Consider the following 12279-nt stretch of genomic DNA (forward strand, 5'->3'; position numbering starts at 1 on the left):
GTCTGCCCAGAGGGGAAAATATCATGTAAGTCCATAAATACCACTTTATGCACACAAAAACCGTTGGCATTCTTGTTGCCAACGGTTTTTAGAAAATCGGCTTTCGGATTGTTTAGGTAAAATTAAAAATCCTTAAAGTGGAAAGTTTTTTGTGCTCTTTGAGCAGGACATCATACAAATTTAAATCCAATGCGTTACAGAGGGCGGCCAGATAAAAAAGAGTTTTACCCAGTTCCGTTTCCACCATTTCTTTGCAGTCTGCACAAAGCTCCCCTTCTAAGTTATTATCCAGCAGTTTGGTTATGGCAAAGTCATCAAAGGTGGCATCCGGAGGCATTTCTTTTTTTGCCGCATGTATCTGTACACAACCGCAATTGGTTACTGCCTTGATCGTTGCTCTGTTCACCCGGGCGGTTGACTCTTGGATTTTGGAAAGAATGTCTAAAATACTTTGATGACGTACTAAATATTTTGACACGGTGTTCTGGAATTCATCGCAAATCAGATCCTTCATCCCCTGCCCACTCCTTTAAACGTGCCTTTTATAAATTCATTATACTTTTTATGGCGTTACATTGTCAATGTGATGGAGCGGGCAAAAGGACGCAAAAGATGTTGAAAAAAATGTTGACACTGTACAACCACTGTGTTAAAATATCATTTTAAATTGACAGCGGAGGCTTCCTTTGATACAATTAGCTTATTAGGTGATTTTTTGGGGGGTTGCGGGATGTTTCGAATTGGTGATAAAGTTGTCTACCCCATGCATGGAGCCGGAGTCATTGAAGCGATTGAAGAAAAAGAAATATTAGGCGAAAAGAGAAGCTATTACGTGATGAAAATCCCCATTGGCGATATGAAAGTGATGGTTCCCATGGATAATGTGGAGGAGATTGGCTTGCGCCAGGTGATTGATGATGTGGGATTCCAAAAAGTAATGGCCATTTTAAACGACCGCAAAAGCCCCATGTCCTCAAATTGGAACCGGCGCTACCGGGCCAATATGGAGAAAATAAAAAGTGGAAATATTTATGAGGTAGCAGAAGTGGTGCGAAATTTAATGCTCAGGGACCGGGAGAAATCCCTGTCTTCGGGAGAAAAGAAGATGCTTGACTATGCCAGGCAAATATTGATCAGTGAGCTGGTACTATCAAAGGGGCAGGAAGAGGGTAAGGTGCTATCCATGATTGAAGGCGTTCTGGGCGGTATTTCCAAGGCGCTCTGTTAGGCCCAAATCAGATGGGCTATTTTTCTTTTTTAATTTATAGTTGAAACATTTTCCAAACATGACGTATAATGTTAACCGGGAGCAGCACAGAATAATAGCTGGATTGTCTTGATAAATCTTTATAAAGGAGGTGAAAAGATGCTAAGAAAATTTATTCAGGCTTTTATCGGCATTGCTACGGCGGTAGGTGGTTTTTTTCTGAGCAGATTTTTAATTGACTACTTTCTTGTTTCCCCATCTGATGAAATCCGGTGGTCTACCATATCTTTCAGCGTGGTTCTGTCTTTACTGATCGGTTTGAGTATCGCACCTAAAATCATGGTGGGTGTCCAGCGCTTTACGAATTGGTTTTTAACCCAATTATTTAAGATTCCTGTTCAGGATATTGCAGGAGGGGCAGTTGGACTTATAATTGGCCTTTTTATTGCCAATCAATTCGGCTCGTCGGTTGCGCGGATCAAATACGTGGGCCCTTACTTGTCCCTAACGGGCAGCTTGTTTTTAGGATATGTGGGGCTTAGTGTAGGGGTAAAAAAGAGAGATGAGCTGCTTTCATTCCTCACAAACGTAATGCGTTTTTCCGGAAAAGATAAAGAAAAGGCCAGCAAAACCGAGACAAAAAAAATAATACCTGGTAAAATTTTAGATACCAGTGTGATTATTGACGGCAGGATTTCCGATATTTATAAAACTGGTTTTGTGGAAGGGACGTTGGTAATTCCTAATTTTGTTTTGGAAGAGCTGCGCCATATTGCGGATTCATCCGATTTGCTCAAGCGCAACAGGGGCCGCCGGGGTTTGGATATTTTGAACAAACTGCGGCAGGAGTTCGACCTCATGATCGAAATTGTCGACAAAGATTATGAAGACATTACGGAAGTTGACAGCAAGCTGGTGCGGTTGGCCCAAGAAACAAACGGGTATATCATTACCAATGATTATAATCTCAATAAAGTGGCTCAACTGCAAGGCGTGGTAGTATTGAACATAAACGAATTGGCCAATGCGGTCAAACCCGTCGTCCTGCCGGGGGAAGAGATGATTGTCCGTGTCATTAAAGATGGAAAAGAAATGGGACAAGGTATTGGGTATCTGGACGACGGCACCATGATTGTGGTGGAAAACGGCAAGAAATATATGGGCCAGACCATTGGAGTGGTGGTGACAAGCGTGCTGCAGACGGCGGCAGGAAGAATGATTTTTGGCCGACCCAAGCAGTTAGACAAAAAAATGGGTATGATTCATGAGCTTGATAGCAGAGGTGAGTACCAGTGCCTTACGTAACGGCGGTAATAGCGGCAGCCGGTCAGGGGACCAGAATGAAAGCAGGTGTCAACAAACAATTCCTCTTGCTCCAGGGCAAACCGGTGTTGGTACACACGCTGGAACTATTTCAACAATGTGACCTGATTACCGAGGTGATTCTGGTCGCCACCCCCGGAGAAGAGGATTATTGCCGGAAAATGGTGCAAGAATATGGACTCACAAAGGTGACAAGAGTGGTCTCCGGTGGGCGGGAACGCCAGCATTCAGTCGCTCATGGGCTTGCCCCACTTTCGAGTGAATGTGAAATAGTGGCCGTGCATGATGGTGCGCGGCCACTTTTGCTGCCTTCCCACCTGACCAAGGTGATTCAGGCAGCCGGTGCGCATGATGGCGCGATTTTGGCTGTCCCCGTGAAAGATACCATTAAAGAAATCTCCGGTAACGGTCAGGTAAAAAGTACCTTAGAAAGGGCAAAACTCTGGGCGGTGCAAACTCCTCAGGTGTTCAAAAAAGGAGTCATTACCTTTGCTTACGACCGGGCGTTTCAGGAAGGAATCAAGGGGACAGATGATGCCTCCCTGGTGGAGCAGTGTGGCTTTCAGGTCCAGGTTGTGGAAGGAAGTTATGAAAATATAAAAATTACGACTCCGGAAGACTTGGACTTTGCCGAATTAATATTGAGAAGGAGAGGATAGGGTGCGCATTGGTTACGGTTATGACGTGCACAGATTGGTGGAAGGACGCAAATTAATTCTGGGAGGAGTTGAGATTCCTTATAAATTGGGACTTCTGGGGCATTCGGATGCCGATGTGCTGATTCATGCCATTATGGATGCTCTTTTGGGCGCCGCGGCCCTGGGTGATATTGGTAAACATTTTCCTGATTCAGATCCCAAGTTTAAAGGAATCTCCAGCCTGTTCCTTTTAAAAACGGTGAGAGAATTATTAGAGGAAAAAGGATATCGGACCCACAACGTAGATGCGGTGATTGTGGCTGAACAGCCTAAGCTGGCTCCTTTTATGCAAGGGATGTGCCGGCAAATTGCCCTTGCCTTAGAGATTGAAACCGATCAGGTCAATGTGAAAGCTACTACTACGGAAGGACTGGGATTTACGGGAACCGGAGAAGGGATCGGGGCCCATGCGGTAGTGACTGTCACTGCATCTCACTGATCGGGGAAGGGGGATAAAGTTTTTTTGCCTAAATTTACATAAGATTGAAGGAAAATAAAGTTTTCCGGATAACATGAAACAAATATGAATATGATGGATCACAGGCGAATTGATGCGGGAGAGTGAAATGGGGATCTCTGTTTTCCTGAAAGGGATTGTTGTGGGGCTAATCGTAGCGGTGCCGGTTGGTCCGATCGGGGTGCTATGCTTATGCCGTACTTTGACGGAGGGGCGGGTATACGGAATTATTTCCGGGTTGGGTGCCGCAACCGCAGATGCTGTTTATGGATTTGTTGCCGTGTTGGGGGTATCCTATGTATCCCAAATACTGACCCATGAGCAAATCTGGTTTGGCCTGCTGGGAGGATTGGTGCTAGGCGTTTTAGGCATGAGAATTTTCTTTACGGTGCCTGTACCGGAGCCCCGGGGTACGGTGCGAAAAAATAGTCTCCTCCGGGCATATTTCTCGGCCTTGTTTTTGACCTTTACCAATCCTATGACTATCCTGTCCTTTGCCGGCATATTTGCCGCCCTGGGTGTAGTTGACGTCAGGGGGCATTATCTGGGAGAGGGAGAATTAATCTTAGGCGTTTTTACCGGATCCGCTTTGTGGTGGGTGGTTTTGGGCGGCGGTTTTAAAATCTTCGGGCTCAGGTTGGACCCTCCCAAAATCCAATGGGTTTACCGGATTTCCGGTTCATTTATCGGGGGTTTAGGGCTTTTGCTATTATTAAACTTGGTGAAAATTATTTGAGATCGGCTTGGAGGAACTGAGATGAAGGGAAGAATCAGGGGCCATTCCCAAAAGGCCGGGCTGCCTCCAGGGACTTTGGTACATATCGGGCAAAACTATGGAGAAAAGCCGAAAATCAACTTTTTAAAGTATGATGAGAAGGGATACCAGGAGCAGGAAGTAAATATATTTGATCAGTGTCCGGTTGTTTTTAAGAATGCCACGGTGAGCTGGATTAATATCTCTGGTATCCATGATATTCAACTATTAGAGAACTGTGGAGAACGGTTAGGCATTCACGCCTTGGTTTTGGAGGATATCCTCAATACCAACCAGCGGCCGAAATTTGAGGATTATGGCGAATATTACTTTATCATTTTAAAAAGAATCGGTTATCAAGAGCAGCAGCATGAAATTGATATGGAGCAGGTCAGCCTCATCGTGGGAAAGAATTTTGTGGTCTCTTTTCAAGAAAGAGAGGGAGACATTTTTTCCCCTGTCCGGGATCGGATTATCAACGGGAAGGGCTCGATCCGGAAAATGGGTGCTGATTTTTTGGCCTACTCCTTGTTGGATGGGGTAATCGACAACTATTTTATCGTGTTGGAGGTTTTGGGAGAAGAAATTGAACAATTAGAAGAGAATCTGATGTCCCGTCCCACCCGGGAGACTCTGCGTATGATTCATAAATTAAAACATGAAATGCTCTTGCTGCGGAAATCTATTTGGCCCTTGCGTGAAGTGATTGACAGTATGCAAAATGAGGTGACGCCTATGATCCAAGCGTCCACCGGGCCTTATTTACGGGATCTTTATGACCATGTCATTGAAATGGTAGATGTGATTGAGACGTACCGGGATATGTTGTCCGGCATGCTGGATATTTACCTGTCCAGTATCAGCAACCGCATGAATGAAGTGATGAAAGTGTTGACGGTAATTTCCACCATTTTTATTCCGCTCACCTTTATTGCCGGTGTTTATGGCATGAATTTTACTTTTATGCCGGAACTGAAGTGGCATTGGGGCTACCCGGTGATTATGGGATTTATGTTGATCATCGCTATTCTGATGCTGTTTTTTTTCCGGCGCAAAAAATGGTTGTAGAATTGACAGAAAATAAATAAAATTGTTTAAATTTGCGTATTGCATTATTGACCTGAATGTATTATGATAACTTTTACAACTAATGATGTTGTGTTTCCTCGATGGGAACAAAATTTTTAAATGCCTTTTAGGAGTAAGCACTCTCTGGAAGGCATTTGTGGTACCTAAACTCAGAAAGGTGGTGGGCAGATGCTTGGATTAAATGTGATCATTGTATGTACGGAGATAAAAACCGCTGAAACATTAGAGGAGATTTTTCACCGCCTGGGATGTGCGGTGACGGGGCGCATTCTGGAAGATGCCAATGCCCTGAACATAATTAAGGCAATCCAGCCCGGTTTGGTGGTTGTGGAGGGGATACCTGCTTTTATGGATTTGGCCAAAACGATCCGCAAAAATAATCTGGTGCCCATTATCTTGTTTGCCGATAAGGACTGCCCGAAGTTTATCGCTCAGAATAGGAACAAATGGGGCGTTGCCTTCTTGGACAAGTTGGCAGATGAGACAAAGTGGAAGTCAGCCATTAAGGTAACGATGGATCAATTTCATAAAGTTATGGAGCTTGATTCCAGATACCAGCAGGTTCATTCTGCCCATACTACCCGGAAAATTGTAGACCAGGCCAGGCAGCTGCTCATGGAAAATTGGCAAATCGGGGAGGTACAGGCCCTTTATACCATCCAGATATTAGCACATAATCAGGGAACTCCCATTCGGGAGATGGCGGAGAAAATCATTTCCGCACACCAGTCTAATCAGGAAACAGCATAATACATCAGGGGCTTTGCTGAGAGGCAAAGCCTTTATTCTTGAAAAAGGTGGCATCAGGAAGGAAACCATCTCTTTTTGGAGAAGTGAATAGCAAATAGCCTGATGGAAAAGTTTTCGGAATGGGGGAGTGGACGATGCCTGAAATATTAATGATCGCGCTGATCGTGCTGAATCTAGTTGCCGTGATTTTATTATGCCTATTATTATTGAGGAATCCTTATACGTATCTGGCCCAGTTGGAGACTTCCCTAGGTAATCTGGACAGAAACCAGGAAAAAGCAGAGCGGATGATGCAAGGGGAACTGGCAAAAAACCGGGAAGAAGCTGCTCTTAATTCCAAAGAAGTGAGAAGGGAAGTAAGCGAATCCCTGAAAACATTCGGAGATCTTTTCCTGGCCAGAATGACGGAAATTGCCACCCTGCAGAAGAATCAGCTGGACCTTTTCTCTACCCGACTGACCAATCTTACCCAAACAAATGAAACCAAACTGGACAAAATGCGGGAAACGGTGGAACAAAAAATGACCCACCTCCAAGAAGACAACAACAAGAAGCTGGAGCAGATGCGGGCTACGGTTGACGAAAAACTTCATGCCACGCTGGAAAAACGCCTGGGCGAGTCCTTTAAGCTGGTGAGCGACAGGCTGGAGCAGGTACATAAAGGGTTGGGAGAAATGCAATCCCTTGCGTCCGGGGTGGGAGATTTAAAGAAAGTTTTAACCAATGTGAAGACCAGGGGAACTTGGGGAGAAATCCAACTGGGGAATCTTTTGGAGCAAATTCTTACCATGGAACAGTACGCGCAAAATGTGGCGACCAAGAAGGGCGGTTCCGAACGGGTAGAGTTTGCTATCAAACTGCCGGGACGCCACGACAAAGAGCAGGATGTGTGGCTGCCGATCGATGCGAAATTCCCCCAGGAGGATTATCAACGACTTCTTGATGCCCGGGAAGAAGCTAACGCAGAACTGGCAGAAGAAGCGGGCAAACTGCTGGAAGCCAGGATTAAGGGGGAGGCCAAGGATATTAAGGAAAAATATCTGGATCCTCCTTATACGACTGATTTCGGCATTATGTTTTTGCCCACGGAAGGCTTATATGCAGAAGTACTGCGCCGTCCCGGGCTTTGTGAAAACCTGCAGCGGACCTACCGGGTGGTCGTGACCGGGCCCACCACTTTAGCGGCCCTGTTGAACAGCCTGCAGATGGGATTCCGCACCCTGGCCATTGAGAAACGGTCCAGCGAGGTCTGGGCTTTGCTGGGTGCGGTGAAAACCGAATTTGGCCGGTTCGGCGATATTTTGGACAAGACCAAGAAAAAACTTGAGGAAGCCAGCACAACCATTGAAAATGCGGCGAAAAAGTCCCGCACCATTGAGCGGAAGCTGAAGCAGGTTCAAGAACTGCCCTCGGCCGAGGCGGTACAGCTTTTGGAGGATGAAGAGACAGAAAGTGCAGCCATCTAATTCAATTCAGGGACGGTTCTTGAATTGAATTAGGGCAGCAGTGTTAGAATAGAAAAAGTGAGATTAAGCAGGGAATCAGTAAGATTCAATTCAAGAACCGTCCCTTGAATTGAATAGGAGGGTATTCAGTGCGTAAAGGTGTTAATTATGATGTAGGAACGTTTACCAGGGGAAAAGAATCATCCTCCCGTGATAAATTCGAGCCTGATATTGTACAGCGTGAACTTGAAATCATCAAAAGTGATTTGCACTGTAACGCTATCAGAATTTCAGGCCAAGATATCGCCAGACTCACGATGGCCGCTGAATCCGCATTGGAGCTGGGTTTAGAAGTCTGGTTTTCCCCGTCCTTTGTTGATGCCAATGAGCAGGAGACACTGTCCTACTTAGCCGAATGTGCTAAGGCGGCGGAACAATTACGGGTGCAATCCCCACACATTGTTTTTGTCATCGGATGTGAGCTTACCTTCTTTATGAAGGGGCTGGTGGAAGGAAACACTACATTTGACCGGATCAATACTTTTATGAAACCTTGGCGCTTGCTTAAAAGCACGCTTTTGAAAGGTTCTTTCAATAAACGGTTAAATTGTTTTTTGTCTCAGGCTACAACTGTTGTGAGAGCACATTTTCATGGCCAGCTTACTTATGCGTCTGGTCCCTGGGAAGATGTAAATTGGGATTTATTCGAAATTGTGGGCATTGATTACTACCGGGAGGCCATGAACAAGAATTCATACCGGAAGAAGTTAAGAACATACTTTAAACATGGGAAACCGGTAGTGATTTTAGAGTTTGGCTGTTGCACATATAGAGGCGCTGAAGATAAGGGCGGTTATGGTTGGGCAATTGTTGACCGGAGCCAAAAACCCTATCAGCTTAAAGGGGAGTTTGTGCGCGATGAAAGCGTACAGGCTAATTATGTAATTGAGTTGCTGGATATTTTTAAAGGGGAAAATGTCCAAGGGGCATTTGTGTTTACTTTCGTAAGCCCGACCTACCCTTATCATGAAAATTCTTTATACGATTTGGATATGGCGAGCTATAGTCTGGTCAAAACCTACGTGAATCGAAATGGGACCACCTATAAAGATATGCCGTGGGAGCCCAAACAGTGTTTTATGGCGTTGGCTGAGTATTACGCAAAAAATGAGGAGGGGAAGAGGAACTGAAAAGGGCTGGTAGAGTATCTAAGAAACACACCCATGAACTTGATAAGTATATGGTCTGTGTAAACGGTCAATATACAGCAGTGATAAATGATCAGGAGTATGTTCTCCATCCGGGTGATGAATTATTTATTCCCAAGGGGACGGAACAGTGGGGAAAGTGTATTGCCGGAACAAGATCCATCCATGCATTTGGGGATAAACGTATTCATAGCGCCAATGACTAATTCATAATGGTATTTGCCACTTGTTAAGAATCCTTGAAACGTTATCCAAGTCCTACGTGAGACCCCACATTGATCGGACGGATAAACGTTTTTGCGGAGGTGATATCCTATGGACAAGATAATTTTGACCCGCGAAAAGGAAACTTTGCTCATTCCCTTATACGGCAAAGCAAAAGAAACCCAAAAAGCATCCCCCATCCTTGTAGATACAAAAGCAGTCGAGATAATTAGTCAAATTGATTACGATTTTTCCTCGCTAAAAATTCCTGAGAAAACGAATATCTTGATGTGCCTCAGAGCCAAGCTGATTGATAATTTTACAAAAGATTTTCTGTCCGGGCATAGGGATAGTGTGGCCCTGCATTTGGGTTGCGGGCTGGACAGCAGGTATCACAGAATCCAAAACAGCAATGTTGACTGGTACGATGTGGATTTTAAAGAAGTGATGGAGATTAGAAAACTGTTTTTTGAGGAGACAAATAAGTATCATCTGGTCTCGTCTTCAGTTACTGAGGACGAATGGATTGAGAAAGTACCGGAGGGCAAAGGGCATAACCTAGTTATCGCTGAGGGACTGTTCATGTATCTGAAAGAAGATGACATCAAAAATTTATTGAGAAAGCTGAAGCATAGACTAGGTTGTTATACCTTAATTTTTGATGCTTTTAATGTCTTTACAGCTAAAAAAGCAGGAAATCACCCCTCAATCAAGAAAACTAGTGCAGTGATTCAATGGGGTATTGATCACCCGGAAGAACTGGAAAGATGGGGAAGGGAAATTAAATTTCTCAACGAATTGTATTTTACTGCTAATAAAGAGGTGGAAAATTTAAATTTTGGCATGAAAGTAATGTATGGGATCGCGAACTTATTTCCATTTGTTAAAAAAGCACAGAGATTATTAATTTATAAGGTGTGTTAGTGTCCAGAGGCTGCTCTCATGGTACTCGAAAATGACCCGATAAAATAATGGATAGGGTTTGAGGCGGGACTGATCCCAATCTGGAGGTATCATATTTTGAAGAAATTGTTATCTGTGCTTCTCATTTTAAATTTATGCTTATTCATTTGTCCCTTCTTGGCTTATGCAGATGTCGGGCCAAAGCCTACATTGGAAGTAATCGCCCAAAATATGCCGGATACCACTTGCTACCTGGACTTGCTTGTTAATGATCCTCCGGAAGGCGTGCATCAAAACATCACGGAAGTGGAGAAATATGATCCCCAGTTGCTTGAGAAATTGAAGAAATACAAAATTGACGGTTGGCGCCCCGCCATGGTTACGGGAACGATGCCGCCCTTATTTGGCGATATTATCTGCGACATAAAAAACGGTCAATGCACTCTGAATTTCAGTTATTTGGGCGTACCGGACAAGTTCAAAATCATCGTGGTTTCATCCGATGGCAAGACAACAGTTTCCAACGTGATTGAGCGGAAAGCGTTTAATAGTACCGTCCGCTTTGATTATGAAACGGGAAGAGCATCAGAAAGGTCTCCCCTCTGGGCGTACTTGTTTCAGTTTATTTTCACTTGCTCCGTAACAATAGTTATTGAAGGGGTTGTGTTGTTATTATTTGGGTTTAACTTAAAATCTAACTGGAAGCCATTTATCACAATTAATGTTATTACGCAAGTCTTATTAACATTGGTCGTGTTTTCTACCATGTATAAGTTAGGGACGTTGTTAGCAGTGTTACTGTATTTGCCCTTTGAAATGATCATTCTTGTAATGGAAGCAAGTTTATTTGCGAAATATCTGAAGCAGCATTCCAAAGCTAGACGAGTCTTTTTTGCCGTGACAGCTAACATAGCCAGTTTTATTTTCGGCATCATGGTCATGTTACATCCAATGTGGTGGTAAGAGAAAAATAGCTTATTCAATTCAAGAACCGTCCCTGAATTGACTGCCTGAATTGACTGGGGGAATCGAGGATGCCTTTTCTAAAGAATATTCTATTTGATTGGGAGGGGGTGCCGGATAAAAATATCTTCCCTTTTAATATCCCCTCCATCAAAGGATTATCATGTCTTCAATTAAAAAGCAATGTGACATTTTTCATTGGTGAAAACGGTTCGGGCAAGTCAACTTTACTGGAAGCGATTGCCTTGAAGTGCGGCTTTAAGCTGATGGGCGGGGGCAGCGGAACCCTTTTATCGGCATATGAGGATGCGTATACCTTAGAGCACGTGATCCGGTTATCCTGGATGCCCAAAATTAAAACCGGTTTCTTTTTAAGGGCCGAGACCTTTTATGACTATGCCAATTACATAGATGATTTGGCAAAGGACCCGGATAACGATGCAGGGGAGGTCTATCGGCCATATGGAGGAAAATCCCTGCATCAGCAATCCCACGGGGAATCCTTTATTTCGCTATTTATGAATCGTTTCAAAAAGAGAGGAGTTTACTTACTGGATGAACCGGAAGCAGCCTTATCACCCCAGCGGCAACTGGCTTTTCTCAGGATTATGAGACAGTTGGATAAGAGTGATCGGGGACAATTTATCATTGCCACCCATGCCCCGATTCTGATGGCCTATCCGGGGGCCACGCTGCTTAATTTTGATGTGTCGCCTTTGGCTGAGATTGCCTATGAAGATACGGCCCATTTTTATATCACAAAAAGATTCCTCAATCACCGGGAACATTTTTTGCGGGAACTTTTTCATGATGAAGAGGAAGGATAAATAATCGTATGCAAAATCAGGAGACACTTATTGGTTTGACCTTTCACAAGCAGTTTTGTTGTTACCTGGTTCAAGGTTGTTGACATAGTCCAAACCCCATTGACACATGGTGGATAAAATGGGCAAAAGGCTTTTGCCGGCTTCCGTCAGAGAATATTCCACCTTAGGCGGTACCTGGGTATAGATAAACCGGTTCACCAATCCGTTCCCTTCCAGCTCTCTCAGCTGCTGCGTGAGCATTTTCTGGGTAATCCTGGGGATCATTTTTCTCAGCTCACTAAAGCGCAAAGTGTTTTCCCCTAAATACCACAGAATCAGAGATTTCCATTTACCTCCGATCAGATCCAAAGTTAATTCCATGGAACACTGGTATTCGGTATCCTTAAATTTAATCATTTTTTTCGTCCCTCCGTGTCTCTCGTTCATGGAAAGGCAGGAAACATGGTATCCT

At 44.2% G+C, this 12279-nt stretch carries 14 protein-coding genes and 2 pseudogenes; 14 read left to right on the plus strand and 2 right to left on the minus strand.

Annotation, left to right across the window (positions count from 1 at the left end):
- Nucleotides 1-112: 112 nt before the first annotated feature.
- Nucleotides 113-514, minus strand: a complete 402-nt coding sequence (locus DCMF_RS22035) for a nucleoside triphosphate pyrophosphohydrolase family protein (RefSeq protein WP_148136415.1) — start codon at nt 512-514, stop codon at nt 113-115.
- Nucleotides 515-730: 216 nt separating this feature from the next.
- On the opposite strand from DCMF_RS22035, the gene DCMF_RS22040 reads away from it, so the two are divergent.
- The 14 genes and pseudogenes from DCMF_RS22040 to DCMF_RS30545 all read left to right on the plus strand — a co-directional run.
- The gene (locus DCMF_RS22040) at nt 731-1228 is read left to right on the plus strand and encodes a CarD family transcriptional regulator (protein WP_148136416.1); all 498 of its coding nucleotides are present in this window, start codon (nt 731-733) and stop codon (nt 1226-1228) included.
- 138 nt (nt 1229-1366) lie between these two features.
- Entirely contained in the window at nt 1367-2512 is a 1146-nt protein-coding gene (locus tag DCMF_RS22045) for a PIN/TRAM domain-containing protein (protein ID WP_214658809.1), read from the plus strand.
- The gene (gene ispD, locus DCMF_RS22050; RefSeq protein ID WP_148136417.1) at nt 2500-3189 is read left to right on the plus strand and encodes a 2-C-methyl-D-erythritol 4-phosphate cytidylyltransferase; all 690 of its coding nucleotides are present in this window, start codon (nt 2500-2502) and stop codon (nt 3187-3189) included. Before DCMF_RS22045 ends, ispD begins: the two co-directional genes overlap by 13 nt.
- Before the next feature lies 1 nt (nt 3190).
- Entirely contained in the window at nt 3191-3667 is a 477-nt protein-coding gene (gene ispF / locus DCMF_RS22055) for a 2-C-methyl-D-erythritol 2,4-cyclodiphosphate synthase (RefSeq protein ID WP_148136418.1), read from the plus strand.
- A gap of 127 nt (nt 3668-3794) precedes the next feature.
- Entirely contained in the window at nt 3795-4421 is a 627-nt protein-coding gene (locus DCMF_RS22060; protein ID WP_148136419.1) for a LysE family translocator, read from the plus strand.
- A 21-nt stretch (nt 4422-4442) separates the two neighbouring features.
- On the plus strand, nt 4443-5507 hold the full coding sequence (gene corA, locus DCMF_RS22065) for a magnesium/cobalt transporter CorA (protein WP_148136420.1): 1065 nt from the start codon (nt 4443-4445) through the stop codon (nt 5505-5507).
- A 189-nt stretch (nt 5508-5696) separates the two neighbouring features.
- Nucleotides 5697-6278, plus strand: coding sequence for an ANTAR domain-containing response regulator (locus DCMF_RS22070; RefSeq protein ID WP_148136421.1), 582 nt, complete (start codon nt 5697-5699; stop codon nt 6276-6278).
- 134 nt (nt 6279-6412) lie between these two features.
- Nucleotides 6413-7744: a DNA recombination protein RmuC gene (locus DCMF_RS22075; RefSeq protein ID WP_148136422.1), complete on the plus strand. Its 1332-nt coding sequence runs from the start codon at nt 6413-6415 to the stop codon at nt 7742-7744.
- A gap of 128 nt (nt 7745-7872) precedes the next feature.
- Nucleotides 7873-8913, plus strand: coding sequence for an abortive infection protein (locus DCMF_RS22080; RefSeq protein ID WP_236860091.1), 1041 nt, complete (start codon nt 7873-7875; stop codon nt 8911-8913).
- Nucleotides 8910-9137, plus strand: coding sequence for a cupin domain-containing protein (locus DCMF_RS22085; RefSeq protein ID WP_257790983.1), 228 nt, complete (start codon nt 8910-8912; stop codon nt 9135-9137). The genes DCMF_RS22080 and DCMF_RS22085 overlap by 4 nt, the downstream gene beginning before the upstream one ends.
- Nucleotides 9138-9246: 109 nt before the next feature.
- Entirely contained in the window at nt 9247-10059 is an 813-nt protein-coding gene (locus DCMF_RS22090; RefSeq protein ID WP_148136425.1) for a class I SAM-dependent methyltransferase, read from the plus strand.
- Between the two features lie 96 nt (nt 10060-10155).
- Nucleotides 10156-11001 carry a hypothetical protein gene (locus tag DCMF_RS22095; protein ID WP_148136426.1) on the plus strand — a complete coding sequence of 282 codons (846 nt, stop codon included), beginning with the start codon at nt 10156-10158 and terminating at the stop codon, nt 10999-11001.
- Between the two features lie 71 nt (nt 11002-11072).
- A pseudogene (locus DCMF_RS30540) lies at nt 11073-11297 on the plus strand (AAA family ATPase); the annotation flags it as partial.
- A gap of 246 nt (nt 11298-11543) precedes the next feature.
- A pseudogene (locus DCMF_RS30545) lies at nt 11544-11828 on the plus strand (AAA family ATPase); the annotation flags it as partial.
- A gap of 27 nt (nt 11829-11855) precedes the next feature.
- On the opposite strand, the gene DCMF_RS22105 reads toward DCMF_RS30545, so the two are convergent.
- On the minus strand, nt 11856-12224 hold the full coding sequence (locus tag DCMF_RS22105; protein WP_148136428.1) for a winged helix-turn-helix transcriptional regulator: 369 nt from the start codon (nt 12222-12224) through the stop codon (nt 11856-11858).
- Nucleotides 12225-12279: the final 55 nt, after the last annotated feature.

Origin of the sequence: Candidatus Formimonas warabiya, from assembly GCF_002777255.1 — a bacterium.
Taxonomy (GTDB): Bacteria; Bacillota; Dehalobacteriia; order Dehalobacteriales; family Dehalobacteriaceae; genus Formimonas; species Formimonas warabiya.

Coding starts and splice junctions, on each gene's coding strand:
- DCMF_RS22035 (WP_148136415.1), bottom strand. CDS start 514: ATGAAGGATCTGATTTGCGATGAATTCCAGAACACCGTGTCAAAATAT.
- DCMF_RS22040 (WP_148136416.1), top strand. CDS start 731: ATGTTTCGAATTGGTGATAAAGTTGTCTACCCCATGCATGGAGCCGGA.
- DCMF_RS22045 (WP_214658809.1), top strand. CDS start 1,367: ATGCTAAGAAAATTTATTCAGGCTTTTATCGGCATTGCTACGGCGGTA.
- DCMF_RS22060 (WP_148136419.1), top strand. CDS start 3,795: ATGGGGATCTCTGTTTTCCTGAAAGGGATTGTTGTGGGGCTAATCGTA.
- corA (WP_148136420.1), top strand. CDS start 4,443: ATGAAGGGAAGAATCAGGGGCCATTCCCAAAAGGCCGGGCTGCCTCCA.
- DCMF_RS22070 (WP_148136421.1), top strand. CDS start 5,697: ATGCTTGGATTAAATGTGATCATTGTATGTACGGAGATAAAAACCGCT.
- DCMF_RS22075 (WP_148136422.1), top strand. CDS start 6,413: ATGCCTGAAATATTAATGATCGCGCTGATCGTGCTGAATCTAGTTGCC.
- DCMF_RS22090 (WP_148136425.1), top strand. CDS start 9,247: ATGGACAAGATAATTTTGACCCGCGAAAAGGAAACTTTGCTCATTCCC.
- DCMF_RS22105 (WP_148136428.1), bottom strand. CDS start 12,224: ATGATTAAATTTAAGGATACCGAATACCAGTGTTCCATGGAATTAACT.